The 17,877-nt window shown below is 57.2% G+C and carries 16 protein-coding genes; 9 read left to right on the forward strand and 7 right to left on the reverse strand.

The annotated features are described in order from the left end of the window. Window positions 1–71: 71 nt before the first annotated feature. The 3 genes from H4N61_RS01175 to H4N61_RS01185 all read right to left on the reverse strand — a co-directional run bounded on the left by H4N61_RS01175 (window position 72) and on the right by H4N61_RS01185 (window position 3,649). Window positions 72–1,064, reverse strand: a complete 993-nt coding sequence (locus tag H4N61_RS01175) for a heparan-alpha-glucosaminide N-acetyltransferase (protein ID WP_182394772.1) — start codon at window positions 1,062–1,064, stop codon at window positions 72–74. Between the two features lie 56 nt (window positions 1,065–1,120). Next, entirely contained in the window at window positions 1,121–2,965 is a 1,845-nt protein-coding gene (gene recQ, locus H4N61_RS01180) for a DNA helicase RecQ (protein ID WP_169196196.1), read from the reverse strand. A gap of 90 nt (window positions 2,966–3,055) precedes the next feature. After that, complete coding sequence (locus tag H4N61_RS01185; RefSeq protein WP_169196195.1) at window positions 3,056–3,649, reverse strand: DNA-3-methyladenine glycosylase; 594 nt, start codon at window positions 3,647–3,649, stop codon at window positions 3,056–3,058. 30 nt (window positions 3,650–3,679) lie between these two features. Between H4N61_RS01185 and H4N61_RS01190 the strand changes: the two genes are divergently transcribed. The 3 genes from H4N61_RS01190 (at window position 3,680) to H4N61_RS01200 (ending at window position 6,139) form a co-directional block, all read left to right on the forward strand. Next, window positions 3,680–4,480, forward strand: coding sequence for a class D beta-lactamase (locus H4N61_RS01190; protein ID WP_182394773.1), 801 nt, complete (start codon window positions 3,680–3,682; stop codon window positions 4,478–4,480). A gap of 128 nt (window positions 4,481–4,608) precedes the next feature. Next, window positions 4,609–5,532: a VOC family protein gene (locus H4N61_RS01195; protein WP_169196193.1), complete on the forward strand. Its 924-nt coding sequence runs from the start codon at window positions 4,609–4,611 to the stop codon at window positions 5,530–5,532. A 61-nt stretch (window positions 5,533–5,593) separates the two neighbouring features. Continuing rightward, window positions 5,594–6,139, forward strand: a complete 546-nt coding sequence (locus H4N61_RS01200; RefSeq protein WP_169196192.1) for a DUF924 family protein — start codon at window positions 5,594–5,596, stop codon at window positions 6,137–6,139. A 34-nt stretch (window positions 6,140–6,173) separates the two neighbouring features. Here H4N61_RS01200 and H4N61_RS01205 read toward each other — a convergent pair whose 3' ends face one another. Together H4N61_RS01205 and H4N61_RS18435 are read right to left on the reverse strand one after the other, a co-directional pair. Continuing rightward, window positions 6,174–7,970 carry an ABC transporter ATP-binding protein gene (locus tag H4N61_RS01205; protein ID WP_169196191.1) on the reverse strand — a complete coding sequence of 599 codons (1,797 nt, stop codon included), beginning with the start codon at window positions 7,968–7,970 and terminating at the stop codon, window positions 6,174–6,176. Window positions 7,971–8,385: 415 nt separating this feature from the next. Beyond that, window positions 8,386–8,508: a hypothetical protein gene (locus H4N61_RS18435; protein WP_282567611.1), complete on the reverse strand. Its 123-nt coding sequence runs from the start codon at window positions 8,506–8,508 to the stop codon at window positions 8,386–8,388. A gap of 155 nt (window positions 8,509–8,663) precedes the next feature. Here H4N61_RS18435 and H4N61_RS01210 point away from each other — a divergent pair, with 155 nt between their 5' ends. Next, window positions 8,664–9,905, forward strand: coding sequence for an aminopeptidase (locus H4N61_RS01210; protein WP_182394774.1), 1,242 nt, complete (start codon window positions 8,664–8,666; stop codon window positions 9,903–9,905). A gap of 54 nt (window positions 9,906–9,959) precedes the next feature. Here H4N61_RS01210 and ppk2 read toward each other — a convergent pair whose 3' ends face one another. After that, a complete protein-coding gene (gene ppk2, locus H4N61_RS01215) occupies window positions 9,960–10,814 on the reverse strand; it encodes a polyphosphate kinase 2 (RefSeq protein WP_169196189.1) in 855 nt (284 codons plus the stop codon). 90 nt (window positions 10,815–10,904) lie between these two features. On the opposite strand from ppk2, the gene H4N61_RS01220 reads away from it, so the two are divergent. Beyond that, on the forward strand, window positions 10,905–12,191 hold the full coding sequence (locus H4N61_RS01220) for an ATP-binding protein (RefSeq protein ID WP_169196188.1): 1,287 nt from the start codon (window positions 10,905–10,907) through the stop codon (window positions 12,189–12,191). Window positions 12,192–12,360: 169 nt separating this feature from the next. Here the strand turns inward: H4N61_RS01220 and H4N61_RS01225 are convergent, their stop codons facing one another. Then, window positions 12,361–12,939, reverse strand: coding sequence for a GcrA family cell cycle regulator (locus tag H4N61_RS01225; protein WP_282567612.1), 579 nt, complete (start codon window positions 12,937–12,939; stop codon window positions 12,361–12,363). Window positions 12,940–13,286: 347 nt separating this feature from the next. Between H4N61_RS01225 and H4N61_RS01230 the strand changes: the two genes are divergently transcribed. From H4N61_RS01230 to H4N61_RS01245, 4 genes are all read left to right on the forward strand, one after another. Beyond that, entirely contained in the window at window positions 13,287–14,498 is a 1,212-nt protein-coding gene (locus H4N61_RS01230) for an aspartate aminotransferase family protein (RefSeq protein WP_169196228.1), read from the forward strand. A 127-nt stretch (window positions 14,499–14,625) separates the two neighbouring features. Further along, window positions 14,626–15,555: an ornithine carbamoyltransferase gene (gene argF, locus H4N61_RS01235; protein WP_169196186.1), complete on the forward strand. Its 930-nt coding sequence runs from the start codon at window positions 14,626–14,628 to the stop codon at window positions 15,553–15,555. A 195-nt stretch (window positions 15,556–15,750) separates the two neighbouring features. Further along, entirely contained in the window at window positions 15,751–16,710 is a 960-nt protein-coding gene (locus H4N61_RS01240; protein ID WP_169196227.1) for an Hsp33 family molecular chaperone, read from the forward strand. Window positions 16,711–16,823: 113 nt separating this feature from the next. Beyond that, window positions 16,824–17,537, forward strand: a complete 714-nt coding sequence (locus tag H4N61_RS01245; RefSeq protein ID WP_182394776.1) for a LuxR family transcriptional regulator — start codon at window positions 16,824–16,826, stop codon at window positions 17,535–17,537. The last annotated feature ends 340 nt before the right edge of the window (window positions 17,538–17,877 follow it).

Consider the following 17,877-nt stretch of genomic DNA (forward strand, 5'->3'; position numbering starts at 1 on the left):
TAAGGACGGTGTTGAGGTTTGGTCGGCCAGGGGTCGGGTGAGGGGGCTGACACGCCGCCCACAAAAGAACCTCACAATTCGGGTAGCGTTCCTTCCAACTCCGGATAGATCAGCACCGAGCACTGGCGATTGTTTGCATCAAGATTGTCTTGCTGTTCGTCATTGAAAACGCCGGAATAAATCGGGTCCCAAAGCTGGTCGCGCTCGATACCTGCGAGCCCACATTGGCAGTAGATGGCGCATTGTTCAGCCGTCGTGCCATTGGTTTCGCAGGTGGTCTGACAGGCCGACAAAAACTCAATCTCCCGGGCCGCCTCCTGTGTCCCTAATGCCCCAGCGAGAGGCGTCAATACGCCCAGTAAAATAGGTTGATGCAGCAGATAGATAAGAAGGCTCCAGCGGCCCAAGAAGGCCAGCCCTCGAGCGACAGCAGCGGTTGAGTTGAGTTGCGCCAAGCGAGCGTCCCATTCGTTGGCGCGGATAGACCGCATCGCTGCTACGCCGAGCAGCGCAACGCCGAGCCATGGAAACAGGGGGACGAGATCATTCGCCGGAGGCGGTACCGCAGAAAATCCGATCCAGCTGGTGATCTTCTGATCAAAGAAGGGGTTGGTGAAAACGAAGGGCAGGATTGCGATGATGAGCCCTGCCAGTCCAGTCAGCCAGAGTGGCGTGAAGAGGAACGGCAGCGCCAAAACACTGACGGCAGCTATAGCGTGGAGAACGCCGAAATAGACGAAGGTGTCGGGAAAAGTGAAGTAGGTGGAAACGGTTATGATGGCCGCACCTGCGGCCACAAAGGCCCAGCGCTTCCAAAATGAACGCCAACGCACACCCGTTCCATGGCCCAAGACCAGCCCTACGCCGACCAGAAACATGAATGTAAACAGTATGGACCGCGCGAAAAACACCCACCCCGGGTCATAGCCTACGTCAACCGGGAAGATGCGAAAGTAAGAGAGGTCCCAGAAGAGGTGGTAGATGACCATAGCGATGATCGCTACGCCGCGCGCGACGTCCACGATCTGGAGCCGACTACCCTTGCCGCTCTTGCCCAATTCCATAGAACACCTTCTCGAATTGCGCCGAGACGCTTTGGATTTGCGAACTGGCCGTGGTTTTAGATGTTAGCGCGAACGACCGCCAAAAAGTCTTCGCCATACCGATCAAGCTTGCCTTGGCCAACGCCGGGAAGGTTCAGCATATCATGAGGGTGTGTAGGCCGTGCGAGAGCCATGGCGCGAAGCGTCGCGTCATGGAAAATCACATATGGTGGAACGCCTTGCAGCTTGGCGAGGCGCAGGCGCTCTTCGCGCAGCGCGTCAAATAGGGGCTGGCATTCGGCTGGTAGCTCAACCGCCTTTTGCAGCGAACGGCGAACCTCAAGGGCCTTCTTCGGGCGGTCCTTGCGCAAGATCACCGTGCGTTCGCGCTTAAATACCAGCCCTGCATTTTCGGAGAGTGTCAGCGCCCCATGGTTGGCGTGGTCGACGATGATCAGACCTTGTGCCGTCAACTGGCGGATGACGGACTGCCAGCTTTTGGCGTCGAGCTCTTTACCTTGACCAAAAACCTTCTGGTGTTGATGGCCAAAGCGTTGGATTTTCTCGGTTTCTTTGCCCGTCAGTACATCGATCACATGGGCTGCGCCGAACCGCATTCCGGTCCGATAGATCGCGGCCAAAGCCTTGATCGCGGCCTCGGTGCCGTCCCAACTTTCGACCGGTGAGCGGCAGGTGTCGCAATTACCGCATTTTCCCGGATGAGCTTCGCCAAAGTGGTTGAGAATGGCTTGTCGACGGCAGCCTGCGGTTTCGCAGACACCGAGCAAGGCATTGAGCTTGCTATGCTCTAGGCGCTTGATCTCGTCGGGCGCATTGCCCTCGTCGATCATTCGGCGACGCTGCACCACATCGGCCATGCCATAGCTCATCCAGGCATCGGCGGGCTGGCCGTCGCGTCCGCCGCGGCCGGTTTCCTGGTAGTAAGCCTCGATAGATGAAGGCAAATCCATATGCGCCACATAGCGCACGTCGGGCTTATCGATGCCCATGCCAAAGGCCACGGTGGCCACAAGACAAAGGCCTTCTTCCTTGAGGAAGGCGTCCTGATGGGCGCTGCGGCGGTCGGAACTCATCCCGGCATGATAGGGTAAAGCCTTGATCCCCTTACGCTCTAGCCAATCGGCAAGGTCTTCAACCTTGGCGCGGCTGAGGCAATAAACGATGCCACTTTCGCCGCGATGGCTGGAGAGGAAATCATAAAGCTGCTCGCGCGCCTTATCGCGCTCGACAATCGAATAGGAAATATTGGGGCGGTCAAAGCTGGTGGTGAAGACCTCGGCCTGCTCAAGCCCCAAGCGTTCGATAATGTCTTCGCGGGTCGACGGGTCGGCTGTCGCGGTCAGCGCAATACGCGGCACGCCCGGAAAAAGCTCAACCAAATGAATGAGTTCGCGATATTCAGGGCGGAAGTCATGGCCCCATTGGCTCACGCAGTGGGCTTCGTCGATGGCAAATAGGCTGATTTCACAATCACCTAGCATCTGCGCAAAGCCCGGTGTGGCCACGCGTTCGGGTGCCACATAGAGCAGGTCCAATTCGCCGCGTCGCAGCTTTCTGCGCACTTCAGCGGATTCTTCGGCCGTGAGGGAGGAGTTCAACGCAGCGGCAGCGACACCGGCTTGTTTGAGCGCTTCCACTTGATCGCGCATCAGGGCGATGAGGGGAGAAACGACGATGCCAACGCCGGGGCGGCAGATGGCTGGGATCTGGTAACACATTGATTTACCAGCGCCAGTTGGGAAGAGAACGACAGCATCGCCCCCGCCAACGACGTGTTCGATCACATCGCCTTGCTGGCCACGGAAGTTCTTGTGCCCAAATATATCGCGCAGAACTGCCAGCGGCGTCGGGCGCTGCTGGCGTTGGGGCGAGAACAGATCATGAGACTCAATGGCTTCCACGTCACCCTTGAATCACGGGTGAGTCTGGGTGGCAACACTTGCAGCGGCCTTGTGATGGATCATGCCCAGATTGCAGCCCGAAGCGAGGCATTACGACTTGGGAAAAGGGCGGCTCAAGAAGGGGGAGCCCATGAGCCCAAAACGCCATGGCACCTCAATGGCCTTTGATAGGCCAATTCTAGGCCCAGTGCTGGCACTTATGGGCTCGTCGGTGGGCACCAAATGGGCATTTGGGGCACAAAGCGGCGCGCCATCGAGAGCTTTGGTCACCCCCAAGGCCTGCGCCAGCTTTCCCGGCCCCGAGCACAATTGCTTGGTGACAATGGTGCCGCGCCTTTCGGCCATTATCTCAATCCCGGTGGTGGGTTGAAGGGCGCGGATAAGGACGGCGTGGCCGCTGTCGCAGACAAAGTTAAGGCACCAATGCATGCCGTAGATGCGGTAGACATAGGCGTGCCCCGGTGGGCCGAACATGGCTTGGTTGCGCGGTGTGGGACCACGAAAACTGTGCGACGCGGGATCGTTGGGCGCGTAGGCCTCAGTCTCGACAATAATTCCGCCAACACCGTTGATGAGCAGGGTGACGCCAAGCAGGGCAGGCGCAACGACCACAGCGGGGCGCATGAAAAAGCTCGGCTCAAGTGTCGGCACAGGTTCTGGTCCTACTTCTGTCGCTTTTGTCATTCGTTTTTGAGGCCGGCTGTGGAGGGGCGTATGCGCATTATACTATCATTGATCGTGGCGTTGGCACTTTGGGCTCCTGCCCAGGCCAAAGAGGTGTGCACACTGGTGAGCGATGTGCAGACCGGCGCGATTGTCTTTGAGCGCGGCGATTGCACGACGCCAGTCACGCCTGCTTCTACGTTTAAAGTCCCTCTCGCGGTGATGGGGTTCGACGCAGGTTGCATCAAAACCCCAAACGAACCCGTTCTGGAGTTTTTCAAAGGCGATCCCGATTGGGGCGCCAATTGGCAAGAAAACACCAATCCGACCCAATGGATGATCAAATCAACGCTTTGGTATTCCCAGCGCATAGCGCGCTTTCTTGGCCCAGAGGTTCTCACCCGCTATGCCCGCAGCTTTGGCTATGGCAATGCCGATTTTTCCGGCGATGAGGGAAAGAACAATGGTCTCGACCGCGCTTGGGTGTCCTCCTCGCTGCTCATCTCGCCGCGCGATCAGGCTCGCTTTCTGCTCGATCTGTTAAAGAACCAGCTTCCCGTGAGCGCGCAGGCACAGGCGAATGCGCGTGCGCTAGTGCAGCCCGGTGGCGCCGTCAATGGCTGGGCTGTTTATGGCAAAACCGGTTCCGCCTATCCTCGTCGCGCCGACCAAAGCTTTGATTACGCGAGGGGCTGGGGCTGGTATGTTGGGTGGGCGCAAAAGGGACAGGAGGCCTATGTTGTCGTGCGCCTCAACCAAGAGACACAGAGACGCTCCGGCAGCATCGGTGTGATCGCGCGGGACGCGCTTCTGGCGGACTTGCGCTTGATCTCCCCTTTTGATGCGCCGTGACGGTAGAACGTCTGTCGTGGATTTGATTGGGTATAGTCTATCGAACGAAGCCTTCGGCGTCGGCCGCTTTGTGTGAACGCCGGAACGGACTACATCAGGGTCAATGATTTTGCCGAAGGAGGCACGAAATGATCGACGCATCTGTCCAGACTAATGTTCGCTCCAAGCCGGTGCTTCCACTGACCACGACGCTTGGTCCTGTCCATATCGCCGTTACCGAACGCAACAAGGCCCTCGCCATCTGGCAGGATGTTGTTGGGCTCGATTTGATCTCGGAAGAGGGTAATCTGCTCACCCTTGGCGCGGGCGGGGTTCCGTTGATTGTCCTTGAAACCGGGGCCAATCGCCCGGTCGTGCCACGCACAATCGGCCTCTATCACGTTGCGCTGCATGTCGTGTCGCGCGCAGAACTGGCGCAGATGGCGGTTCGTGCGCTGCAGCGCAATGTCCGCATTTCGCCGACCGACCACCTTGTCTCGGAAGCCATCTATCTCTGGGATCTGGATGGGAATGGCATCGAGATTACGCTTGAAACACCATGGCGCGGCACGTTGAATGACCCCGATAAGGGCGAGTCCTATGCAGTCACCACCGATGGCAAGCTCCATTCTGGCCGCGACCCGATTGATCTCGATGGTCTTCTTGGCGAGCTTGGCAGCAACCCTGTGCTTTTGCCACGCATGGCTGCGGGCACGCGCATTGGTCACGTCCATGTTCATGTCAATGATCTCAACAAGGCGATGGACTTTTATCGTGACGTCGTCGGCTTTGCCGGGTTCCTGCTGATCCACTCCTATGGGATGGGGGATGTTGGTCTCGACTACATGCCCCACAGTCTGGCGTTTAACGTCTGGGCCGGGCCAAATGCACCCCTGCCCCCAGCGGGCGCTGCGGGTCTGAAATGGTTCACCATCCGTCTGCCGGATGCCGATAGCCTTGCCGCACTCAAGGCGCGCCTTGAAAAGGCAGGGGCTCCGGTTGCAGTGGTCGGAAATGATCTTGAGACCCAAGACCCCTTCGGCAACCGCATCCGTCTCGAACTCGTTGCTTAATGACCCGTTGGACCATCTTCGATATGAAGGTGGTCCAATTTCATTGCCTAGGAGCGTTTTCATGCAGGATGCAAAAGCCGTACTCGATTTCTGGTTCGTCGAGCATGGGCCGAAAGATTGGTTTGGCGGCGATCCTGCCTTTGACGAAAAGCTAGCGGCGCGCTTCACAGAACTCCACGCCGAAGTGGCGCGCGGGGAAGCGTGGCACTGGCGCGAAACGCCTGAAGGGCGCTTGGCTGAGATTATTGTGCTCGACCAGTTCTCCCGCCAATTGCATCGCGGCAAGCCTGAGGCTTTTGCGCAGGACAAGATGGCACTGGCGCTCGCCCAAGAGGCCGTGTCCGCTGGCGCAGATGACGCGGTGGACCATGCTTGGGCGACGTTTTTCTATATGCCCCATATGCACGCAGAAAGCCTTGTCGTTCAGGATGAAGGCGTTCGCCTTTACGGACTTTATGGCGACGAAGGCACGCTCAACTTCATGAAAGAGCACCGCGATACGATCGCCAAATTCGGTCGCTTCCCCAAGCGCAACGCCGCACTGGGGCGCAAGAATACGCCTGAGGAAACGGCCTATATCGAGGCCGCTGGCGACCGCATGTTCTAAGAATGAGAAAGGGCACCTGAGGGTGCCCTTTTTATTAGTCGATTAGGCCTTTGGTGAGTTCTAGCGCCTGCCGCTCAAAGAGACGGCGATAGATGCCGCCGTCGAGGCGGATGAGGGAATTGTGGCTCCCTTCTTCAACGATCTCGCCCTTGTCGAAAACCAACAGACGATCGAGCGCGCGAACGGTGGAGAGACGGTGCGCGATCACCAAAGTGGTGCGCCCTTCCATGAGGCGCTCCATCGCCTCCTGGATCATCACTTCACTTTCACTGTCGAGGCTGGAGGTGGCCTCGTCGAGGATCAGTACGGGTGCATCAGCCAAGAATGCGCGTGCGATGGCAACGCGCTGACGCTCGCCGCCCGACAGTTTCACCCCGCGTTCGCCCACCATGGTCTCATAGCCCTTGGGCAGACGCATGATGAAGTCGTGCGCATTGGCCTGCTTGGCCGCTTCCATCACTTCGCTCAAGCTTGCGCCGGGGCGCGCATAAGAGATGTTTTCTGCCAGAGTGCGGTGGAAGAGGATCGGCTCTTGCTGAACGATAGCGAGTTGCGCACGGAGCGAAGCCTGCTGATGCTCGGCAATGTTCTGACCATCGATGGTCACAGAACCACCGTTGACGTCATAAAGGCGCTGGATCAGCTTGACGAAAGTGGTCTTGCCCGAGCCCGAGTGCCCCACGAGGCCAACCCGTTCGCCCGGCTTAATCGACACCGAGAAATTGTCGTACAGCGGGGTTTGATGCGAGCCATACTGGAAGCGCACGTCGTTGAATGCGATCGCGCCTTCGGTGATCTTGATGGGCGTAGCACCGGGCTTGTCATCAATGCCGAGCGGCTGACTATAGAGATTGACCAGCTCTTCCATATCGTTGACCGACTTCTGCAGATTGCGGATGTGGTGGCCCACGTCGCGCAAATGGCCCGAGAGCAGGAAGAACATCGAGAGCACAAAAGCGATGTCGCCCGGGGTTGCTTCCCCTTGCGTCCACAGCCAGATGACAAGGCCCAGAATGGCGGTCTGCATCATCGCCATCATCAGGCCCTGCACACCACCATTGATGGTGCCGCGCTGCCATGTGCGACGGGTGCGGCTGTCCCACTTGCGAATAACGCCCAAGAGGCGATTTTCCTCGCGGTGTTCAGCGCCAAAGGCCTTGACCACCGAATTGCAGCTGACCGCATCGGCAAGAGCGCCACCCATGCGGGTGTCCCAGGCATTGGCCAGCGTTGCCGCAGGGGCAACGTAGCCGGTGGAGAGGGTAAGCGTGACGGTGATGTAGATAATGGAGCCAACGCCAACGAGCAGGCCCATCACTGGCCACTGCAGACCCAGAATAATGGTCGCGCCAACCAGCATGGTGAGCGAAGGGACGAGTGCCACGAGCAGAGTGTCGTTCATCAGATCGAGCGCCCACATGCCACGCGTGATCTTGCGGACGGTTGAGCCGGCAAAGCTGTTGGCGTGCCAATCGGTCGAGAAGCGCTGGACGCGATGGAAAGCGCTCGAGGCGATTTCGCCCATCATTTTGAGCGTCAGCTTGATGATGTTGAAAAACGTCAGCTGCCGCATGATGACGGAGAACAGATAAAGGCTGCTCATCGTCACGAAGGCCGTGATCGCGGCTGTGACCGCGTCATTGCCTTGACCGGCGACCGCATCCACGAGGCGGCCAGCAAAGATTGGGCTCATCGCTTCGGCCAAAGTGGCCAGCATGACGAGACCCATGATTGTAGCAATACGAACCGGTTGGCCTTTCCAATGCCGGAAGGTGAACCCCAGCACGTTTCTAAAAGCGTCCGCTCGGAAATCGAGTTTCTTGCGAGTCATTTGCGTCCACCGACCCCGCTCTCCGGCGTCGGTTCCTCAAAACGGAATTTTGAATGAGCAGTCGGGGACCGAAGAAACGGGAGGCCAAAGGGCCAATCGGACTGCTGGGAAAATTGGGAAGAAGTGGGCATTAAACATGCCCGGCCGGGGCGTCTTAGCGGAAGCTAATTCCCGGAAGGGAGCGATACACAGATGAGTTCATCAGACGTCTCCCTTAAAAAGAATGAAGCGACACCGGGTTCTAGAACAACCCAGTGTCGCTGCCAAGTGGCTGAAATTTTCTGATCGGCTGGTGATGCAACCGTGTCACAATAAAGGTGAGTGGGGCGGGGCGCAGGTTAGCGTCAGGCCCTGCAGGCACAGAGCCGGCCCACCCCACTCTCATCGCCGTCCCCCCGAACAGCGAAGTTGATCTTTATTGAACTGGCAGCGAACCCGGTGCTGCCATGCCACGCGTCTGGTACTGCACATAGCCGATTACGCCGGCAAAAGTACCAAAAAATGCAAGAACACCAACGATTAAGACTGTCATGCTCATGGCTTTACTCCGTGGTTTAGATGTCCTTGGTTTGAACCTCCCGAGCCCTCGAAACTTTGATTTAAGTCAACAAATTTTCCGATTTCGAAGTGTGGCGTTGTTGGCGCGAGAGCAGTAGGCTCCCCCCAACGATTCAAAAGACGAAGGCACTCCCCGTGAGCAATTCTCCCATCGATCCGGTCAAGCTCGACAAGCTCGGCGAAGTCGCAATCAAAGTGGGTCTGCAGCTTGCTGAAGGGCAGGATCTGGTTATCACTGCACCGATGACGGCAGCGCCACTGGTGCGCCGCATCACCGAGCACGCCTATAAGGCCGGTGCCGGTTTGGTCACGACCATCTACTCCGATGAAGAAGCGACCTTGGCACGCTATCGCTATGGCAATGATGCCAGCTTTGATCACAGCGCTGGCTGGCTCTATTCGGGCATGGCCGAGGCTTACAAGAAGAATGCTGCGCGCCTCGCGATCTCGGGCGACAATCCGATGATGCTTGCCGGCCAAGACCCGGACAAGGTTTCGCGCGCTATGAGGGCCAATTCGGCGGCCTATAAGCCAGCGATGGAGCTGATCACTGGCTTTGACATCAACTGGAACATTGTTTCCTACCCAACGCCGGCCTGGGCCAAGCTCGTCTTCCCCAATGATAGCGAAGAAGAAGCAATCGCAAAGCTGGCGGACGCCATCTTTAAGGCGAGCCGTGTGGATCAGGCCGATCCGATTGGCGCTTGGAAAGAGCACAATGCCAACCTTAAGCGTCGCTACACCTGGCTGAACGAAAAGAACTTCGCTTCGCTCAAATACACCGGTCCCGGCACCGACCTGACCATCGGTCTGGCCGACGGTCATAAGTGGAAGGGCGGCGCGTCGGAAGCCAAGAATGGCGTGACGTGCAACCCCAATATTCCAACCGAAGAAGTGTTCACCACCCCGCACAAGCTGCGTGCTGAAGGCTATGTCGCGGGCACTAAGCCGCTGAGCCACAATGGTGCGCTGATCGAAGAAATGCAGGCGCGCTTTGAAAACGGGCGTCTCGTGGAGTTCAAGTCGGCCAAGAACGCCGACCTCTTCAACAAGGTTCTCGACACCGACGAAGGCGCGCGCCACCTCGGCGAAGTTGCGCTGGTGCCGCATTCCTCGCCGATCTCGGCTTCGGGCATTCTGTTCTTCAACACGCTCTACGACGAGAACGCCTCGTGCCACATCGCGCAGGGCCAGTGCTATGCCGATTGCTTCGTGGACGGAAAGAACCTGTCCAAGGACGAGATCGCGGCGCGCGGTGGCAATGCGTCCAACATCCACATCGACTGGATGATCGGTTCGGACCAGATCGACATTGACGGGGTCAATGCTGACGGGTCGAGCGAGCCAGTGATACGCAAGGGTGAATGGGCGTTCTAACCAACGCCAAACCACAAAGGCCCTCTCGGGATCACCGGGAGGGCCTTTTTTTTATTACTCGCCGTCGAGCTTCAAGAACTCGTCGGCATTGAGAACGAGCTTGTTGTCGATCTTGCCGATCTCTTTGGTGTCTTTGCCGTCATAGTCCAAGCCGTGCAGCACGGTGCGGATAGCATTGAGGCGCAGACGGTTTTTGTCATTGGCGCGAATGATCGTCCAAGGCGCGTGTTTGCTATCGGTGCGCCGGAGCATTTCGTCGCGGGCAGCAGAATATTCATCCCACTTGTCCAGCGCCTTTAAATCGACCGGCGACAGCTTCCACTGTTTAAGCGGATCATGGCGGCGGTCATGGAAGCGTTTGAGCTGCATTTCGCGGCCAATACTCAACCAGAGCTTGAATATTTTAATGCCGTCTTTGGTCAGGCGCTTCTCGAATTCGGGCGCCTCGTCGAGGAAATGTTCGGTCTGTTCTGGGGTGCAAAACCCCATTACCGGCTCGACGACAGCGCGGTTGTACCAAGAGCGGTCAAAAAGAACCATCTCTCCGGCCGCCGGAAACCAGTCGATGTAACGTTGAAAGTACCATTGGGTGGCTTCACGGTCGCTCGGCTTAGGAAGAGCAGCAACCATGTTGTAGCGACGATTGAGGTTCTCAACGAACCGCTCGATCGTTCCTCCCTTGCCGGCTGCGTCTCGACCCTCGAAAATAATAATTGTTCTCGTCTTGGCCTTGCTCATAAACGCCTGATGCAGGACAAGTTGTTTCTGCAGAGCATACATCTGCTCTGTGTATTCCTCGTCGCCTAGCTTATCTTGATAAGGAAAGCTACCAGACGAGAATGCTGCTTTCTTTATGCTGCGCGGGAGTTCTGGATTGTTGATATCAAAGCCGTCGAGATCATCGCTCATCGTGCTGTCGCTCCATTGTCAAATAGAGCGTGATAGAAAGCTCGGTCCCACGCAAGAGGTGGGTATGCAAACGTGAGTCCCCGGCCCAACATGTACGACCAACAAGCAGAAGACGCGCCTGCCATCCAAGCAATCGCAGCGAGGTTGGTAACCTATGGCCCGCTGCTGATCGCCGCAACTTTCGTCACCGCAATTTTTGCCATGCTGGGCGGTCTGCGCCTTGATCTGGCTATGGTCGGTATTGGGCTTCTCTTGCTCTTTGTAGTCTTCCTGCCTGTGCGCACGCTGACCGTGACCAAGACCATTGAGGTCCCCGTCGTGGCCCCACACAAGCCCGTCGGCAGCATGGCCTCGGTGGTCAATGCCCTAGCCGACCCGGCGCTGACGATTGATCGCCGTGGGACTGTTATTCTGCGCAATGACGCGGTGGGACGGCAGTACCCAGGAATGCAGCCCGGCAAGGTTTTGACCTTGGGCTTGCGCAACCCAGAATTGATTGCGGCCATCGATGGCGCGCTCAAGACCGGCGAAACGCGCAGCTTTGAACTGCACGAAACCGTGCCGTCGGAAACATGGGATCGTGTTGTCGTTGCGCCCTTGCAGATCGCCAATGTGAACTGGTTCGCCGACGAAGACCGTCAGTTGCTCATTACCTTCCAGAGCCTGACTGAGCTTAAGCGTGTGGACGCGATGCGCTCGGACTTCATCGCCAATGCCAGCCATGAGTTGCGGACGCCCTTAGCGTCGCTCATGGGGTTCATCGATACCCTGCTCGGCCCTGCGGCCAATGATAGTGTAGCGAGAGAAAAATTCCTCGGCATCATGCGTGCGCAAGCGGATCGGATGAGCCGCCTGATCGATGATATGCTGTCGCTATCGCGTATCGAAATGCATCAGCATGTTTTGCCCACTGGGTCTGTCGATCTCTCTGGGCTTTTGCGTGAAGTGCGCGAAGGGCTGCAAGGGATTGCCGACGCGGCTGAGGTGGAGGTACGACTGAGCCTGCCACAAGACGCTGCGGTCACAACTGGCGACCGTGGGCAGCTCTATGAGGTGTTTGAGAACCTTATCGATAATGCCATCAAATACGGCGCGTCCGGCAAATATGTCGATGTCACGCTGACGACGGTCAATCGTTTGGGTGCGCGCTATTTGGTGTCGGTGGTCGACCGTGGTGTTGGCGTTGAACCAGAACAGGTGCCACGGATGACGGAGCGCTTCTATCGTATCGATGCTGAAGCGAGCCGTAAGAAGAAGGGCACGGGCTTGGGTCTTGCCATCGTCAAGCATATCGTCCAGCGCCATCGCGGCCAGATTGCGATCCGTTCGCGCGCGGCAGAAGGCGAAGGCCTGCGGGTGGAAATCTACTTGCCCTAAGCCAATGCCAAGACGAACAAGAAAGGCGCCTCGTGCGCCTTTTTTATTGTCTGTATGGGCCATTGGAGGGGGCGAACGCGACCGGGACCTCTGCCGCGACACGCCGCTCGAGAATTTAAGGCAAAGAAAAAGGGCGATCGGAGCGCCCTGTATCTTTAATCTTGTGGGATTAGCGCTTGCGCTTTTCCAGCTGGTGATAGGCACGACGCGAGTGGAACTCGCAGTATGGGCCGGTTTCCAGGCTGTGCTGACCACAGAAGTAGAAATCCTTAGTCAGCGGATCGCCGATCGGCCACTTGCAGGTCTGTTCATTGAGCTGCAGGAGGCTGAGGCGCTTATCTTCTGGGATGAAGAGTTCGGCGGCTGCCGGAGCGGTATAAAGTTCCGCTTCCATCTGAGGCTCAATGGCCAGTGCAGTCGCACCCATAACTTGTGGGCGCGGCATTGGTGCCGCTGGGCGTGGCTTGGGAGCCATAGTGCTGATCGGGGTTGCTGCTGGAGCGGCCACGCGGCGAGGTGCCGCTGGACGAGCCGCTGCCGGACGGGCGCGGGGAGCAGTGTTGGTTGGCTTAGCGCGAGCCGAAAGCTTGAGGCGATGGACCTTGCCGATCACGGCATTGCGCGTAACGCCTTCACCGAGTTCTCCGGCAATCTGGCTGGCACTCAGGCCGTCCATCCAAAGCTTTTTCAGCAGTTCGACGCGATCGTCAGTCCAGCCAACGGCCTGTGCTCCTGATGCTACTGTCAAAACAGAATCCTTCATTGAGCTGCCAATACGGCATTAGCAGCCAGTTCGACTCTAGGGCTCGTATGCTTGCCGGGTCCGCCACACGAGATATCGTGCTCCCGATGTCTCAGATACTACGACATGGGCTGAATCAGGATCAAGAGTTGGGCGGGATTTTCCCCGTTTATTCAGTGGTTAAAAAATCGCTAACATTCGTTGAGTCAAATCAGACACTTGCAGTGCAAACATTGACTTTACGGACAAATCTCGCCTAATTCGCATCCCTATTTAGTTTCCGGGGTCCGTGCGTTTTTGCCGTTTGTGGCAGGTTTGCCACGGTGCTCCAGCAACACCTCCAAAATCTGAGGATAATCGCCATGTCTGCGCTATACGGTACCTATGCCCGGTCTGAACTCGCCTTCGAGCGGGGCGAAGGCATGCGACTGTACGATCAGAACGGCCGCGAATATCTCGACTTCCATTCCGGCATTGCCGTAAACGTGCTCGGCCATAACGACCCGCATCTGGTTGGTGCGCTTAAGTCTGCGGCCGAAAAGATCTGGCACACCTCCAACGTCTTCTCCATTCCGGAGCAGGAACGCCTTGGTCAGCGTCTCGTCGACATGACTTTTGCCGACCGCGTCTTCTTTACCAACTCGGGTGCGGAAGCGCTGGAATGCGCCATTAAGACCGCGCGGCACTATCAGTTCTCGAACGGGCACCCAGAGCGCTATGAAGTCATCGCCTTCACCGGCGCGTTCCATGGTCGGACGCTGGGCACAATCGCTGCTGGCGGCAACCCATCCTATATCGAAGGCTTTGGCCCGGCGGCTCCAGGCTTTGTCCATACCGCCCCCGGCGATCTCGATGCTGTGCGCGCACTCGTGGGCCCCGCAACGGCTGCTATTCTTATTGAGCCAGTACAGGGCGAAGGCGGCGTAACGGCCATGACTTCGGAGTTCCTGCAGGGGCTGCGTCAAATCTGTGACGAAAACGGCCTGATGCTGATCTTTGACGAGGTCCAGTGTGGCTTCGGCCGTACAGGTCGCTTCTTTGCGCATGAATGGGCTGGCATTTCGCCCGACATTGTGGCGGTTGCTAAGGCAATCGGTGGTGGTTTCCCACTGGGCGCATGTTTGGCAACCGAGAAGGCTGCGGCCTCGATGGTGCCGGGCACGCACGGCTCGACCTATGGTGGCAATCCTTTGGCTTGTGCCATCGGTAACGCCGTTTTGGACCGTGTGACGGCTCCGGGCTTTATGGAAAATGTTGCGCAGATGGGCCAGCGCCTCGCTTGGCACTTGCAGCAGTTGGCTCAGAAATACCCAGAGTATGTTCTGGAACTGCGCGGCAAGGGCCTACTTGCTGGTATCAAAATTACCCCGCCAGTCCGTGACTTCGTGGCGCGTCTGCGTGACGACCATCAGATGCTGACCATTGGTGCGGGTGATAATGTTTTGCGCTTGTTGCCACCATTGATCCTCACCGAAGAGGATATTGTGGAAGCTATCGGCAAGCTGAGCGCGGCATTTGATGCCATTGAAGCAGAGAATGCTGCCAACGTAGCATCTGGGTCATGAATTATCTGACTTTCTATCATTTTGGGCGACGGCGAGGACGCTGACAAGCATCTGTTAGCTGCCATGACTTATCATGGCAGCGCTTCGCTCACGTACGCCTATAAGTGATATAAAGGACTCCGGCCTCATGACGACCGGCACCCAGAACCATTTTCTCTCGATCGATGATTTCGAATACTCCGAGCTGCGCAACATGCTCGATCAGGCGCATGCTCTTAAGGCGCGCATGAAAGATGGCGATCGCCCGCAATTGCTCAAGGACAAAGTCCTGGCAATGATCTTTGAACGCCAGTCGACCCGCACGCGCGTCAGCTTTGACGTTGGCATGCGCCAGCTTGGCGGCGAGACACTCATGCTGTCTGGCCAGGAAATGCAGCTTTCGCGGGAAGAAACCTTGGCCGACACGGCACGCGTGATGAGCCGCTATGTCGACGCGATCATGATCCGCATCCTCTCGCATGCTGATCTGCTCGAACTTGCCGAAAATGCTACCGTTCCGGTGATCAACGGTCTGACGCGTCGCGCGCATCCATGCCAGATCATGGCTGATTTGATGACCTTTGAAGAACATCGCGGTGACATCAGTGGCGCGAAAGTGGCTTGGGTTGGTGACAGCAACAACGTGCTTCACTCGTGGGTGAACGCGGCTGAAGTGTTTGGCTGCGAGTTGACCATTGCCGTTCCGGATGAATACAGCCCGGAAAAGGACCTGATGCACGACATTAAGCGTGCCGGGAGCAAGGTGCGCTTGATCGAAGATCCGCGCGAAGCTGTTGAAGGCGCTGACCTGATCATCACCGACACATGGGTGTCGATGGGCGATACCGATGCCGCCGAGCGTCGCCGGGTCTTGAAACCTTACCAGGTGAACACCAATCTAATGTCACTGGCGAATAAAGACGCCTTGTTCATGCACTGTCTTCCGGCTCACCGCGGCGATGAAGTTACCGATGAGGTAATCGATGGCCCGCAGTCGGTGGTGTTTGATGAGGCCGAAAACCGTCTCCATGCTCAGAAGGCAGTGCTTTGCTGGGCATTCGGTGTGACAACCAACTAATCTGACGCAAGTCTGAAAAGCCAATTATTGTCCCCCGCGCGGTGCGGGCTTATCGCGATGTTTCGCGAGGGCTCAGCAGTGCGCGGGGCGATTGTTTCAAGGGCCGTCGGGACGAAAATCCTAAAAGTCCTAGCCTTAGGAAAGACCAAGATCATGACGAACGACCCCAAGCAGAACGAGAACCTTCTGGCCGCCATGGGCCTGGATCGCCCTGAAACTGGCGATGATGCTGTTGTGCCGTTCACTCTGGAAAATCTGGATACGCGCGGCCGTGTCGTGCGTCTGGGCGAGGCGATCGATATGATCTTGTCGCGCCATAACTATCCGCTGCCAGTGGCGCGCCTTCTCGGCGAAGCGGTGGTTTTGTCCGCCCTCATCGGCTCGTCTTTGAAGTTTGAAGGTCGCTTTATTTTGCAGACCCAGACCGATGGCCCGGTCAATCTGATCGTCGTCGACTTTGATGCGCCTGATGGCATGCGTGGCTATGCGCGCTTTGACCAGGAGATGCTGGTGAAGGCGGCTGAAGAAGGCAAGACCAGCGCCGCGGAGCTTTTGGGCAAGGGTCATTTGGCGATGACTATTGATCAGGGGCAGCACACCGAGCGCTATCAGGGCATTGTTGCCCTCGACGGCAGCTCGCTCGAAGAGGTGGCGCACACCTATTTCATGCAGTCCGAACAGATCCCGACCCGCGTTCGTTTGGCGGTTTCCCAGATCACCACTAAGGGCGATGTGCGCACGCGTTGGCGCGCTGGTGGCATGCTGATCCAGCACCTTCCCGAGCATGGCCTTGGCGTCAAGGATCTGCCCGGCGACGGCGCATTCGACGAAGTTGAAATCGAACGCGAAGCCGGTGATGGCTGGAATGAAGCGCAGGTTATGCTCAAGAGCGTCAGCGATCTGGAGTTGACGGATCCTGACGTATCGCCAGAACGTCTGCTGTTCCGTCTCTATCACGAGACCGGCGTGCGTGTATTTCCGGCGATGCCACTGGTAGAGCGCTGCTCATGCTCGGTGGAGCGGATCGAGGATATGTTGACGACCTCGTTTACCAACGAAGATCGTGAGGAAATGGCGGTCGACGGCGAGATCGAAGTTGTTTGCGAGTTCTGCTCGACGGCCTATCGATTTAACCCTCACCAATTTCAGAACTAAATAAATTTACGGCGTACACAATATTACATCTGTCGTGTACGCCGTGATACTATTGCAAAGCGCTAAAAATACTGACTAAGTGGGTGTGTGTTCAACGGCGGGGGCTGCCGTAGATGACTAAACACGTCTTGGTATCTATAGACGATCTAAAACAGAAAGAGACACTTGAAGAGCTTTCTCTTTCTGTTTCTCAGGCGATAGAACGATTTGAACTGACCAGCTTCATGTTTGCAGGAGTGCCTGCACCCGGACATGATTTTCAGCCGTATGTTCTGATCAGCAACTGGCCCGAGACATGGCTGAGCCGATATGTGTCGGAACGCTATGTTCATATCGATCCTGTGGTCCAACACTGTTTCTCGACAAACCTGCCGTTTGATTGGCGCGAAGCCCCGTTAGACCGTTCGCCTGAGAGCGGACAGGTTCTCTATGATTTCAAGGTGCATGGCATCGCCTACGGCTATTGTGTTCCTATCCAATTGGCCAATGGTGTGCAGGGCTTTGCCAGCTTTGGCGGGCCGAAGGATAGCGTCGATAGCGCCGGGCAGATCCAGCTGCATCTTTTAGCGCTTCATGTTTACGCGCAAATCCGCAAGCTAAATGTGTCGCGTCACCAACCGCCCAAGCGTCGGGCTATCACCCAGCGCGAAGCCGAGGTGCTCAAATGGGCGGCCTTAGGGAAAACAGCGGCAGAAATTGCTGATATTACTGCGCTTTCGGTGCGCACGGTGAACCAGCATTGCGAGAATGCGCAGCGGCGCTTGGGGACGCATAACCGCATTCACACTGTGGTCGAGGCGATACGCCACAAGCTCATTACACTTTAGTCTACTATTTTTGTTGCATTTTGGGAGTTCTCCCAATACCCCAACGGACGCAACGTGATTTACTGAGACCTTCGCGGAGACGGGGGCGTTTTCAGTGGATAGTCACGTTCTAGCCCGAACCACACGCGGCACATGTCGGACCTCAAGTGCGCAGTACTGCCTTGAAGCTTGGCACCAGAATAACGACGACGGACTAAAGGCGCGCTCACTCGGCGCCGACCAAATAGAAATTACAGCGTGGGGCAGCGATGCCCATGCGCATAACGCGAATTCCGTTGGGATCGTTGAGGGCAGCTTTTTGAGCCCGGGCGAGACCAGCACACAGAACTTGCTGCAGACT

It is taken from the genome of Devosia sp. MC521, assembly GCF_014127105.1.
In the GTDB taxonomy this organism is placed as follows: domain Bacteria; phylum Pseudomonadota; class Alphaproteobacteria; order Rhizobiales; family Devosiaceae; genus Devosia.

Excerpts from the sequence above, each read along its gene's own strand:
- H4N61_RS01205 (WP_169196191.1), bottom strand. The coding sequence starts at position 7,970 with ATGACTCGCAAGAAACTCGATTTCCGAGCGGACGCTTTTAGAAACGTG.
- H4N61_RS01175 (WP_182394772.1), bottom strand. The coding sequence starts at position 1,064 with ATGGAATTGGGCAAGAGCGGCAAGGGTAGTCGGCTCCAGATCGTGGAC.
- H4N61_RS01200 (WP_169196192.1), top strand. The coding sequence starts at position 5,594 with ATGCAGGATGCAAAAGCCGTACTCGATTTCTGGTTCGTCGAGCATGGG.
- ppk2 (WP_169196189.1), bottom strand. The coding sequence starts at position 10,814 with ATGAGCGATGATCTCGACGGCTTTGATATCAACAATCCAGAACTCCCG.
- argF (WP_169196186.1), top strand. The coding sequence starts at position 14,626 with ATGACGACCGGCACCCAGAACCATTTTCTCTCGATCGATGATTTCGAA.
- H4N61_RS01190 (WP_182394773.1), top strand. The coding sequence starts at position 3,680 with ATGCGCATTATACTATCATTGATCGTGGCGTTGGCACTTTGGGCTCCT.
- H4N61_RS01240 (WP_169196227.1), top strand. The coding sequence starts at position 15,751 with ATGGGCCTGGATCGCCCTGAAACTGGCGATGATGCTGTTGTGCCGTTC.
- H4N61_RS18435 (WP_282567611.1), bottom strand. The coding sequence starts at position 8,508 with ATGAGCATGACAGTCTTAATCGTTGGTGTTCTTGCATTTTTTGGTACT.
- H4N61_RS01245 (WP_182394776.1), top strand. The coding sequence starts at position 16,824 with ATGACTAAACACGTCTTGGTATCTATAGACGATCTAAAACAGAAAGAG.
- H4N61_RS01220 (WP_169196188.1), top strand. The coding sequence starts at position 10,905 with ATGTACGACCAACAAGCAGAAGACGCGCCTGCCATCCAAGCAATCGCA.
- H4N61_RS01195 (WP_169196193.1), top strand. The coding sequence starts at position 4,609 with ATGATCGACGCATCTGTCCAGACTAATGTTCGCTCCAAGCCGGTGCTT.
- H4N61_RS01185 (WP_169196195.1), bottom strand. The coding sequence starts at position 3,649 with ATGACAAAAGCGACAGAAGTAGGACCAGAACCTGTGCCGACACTTGAG.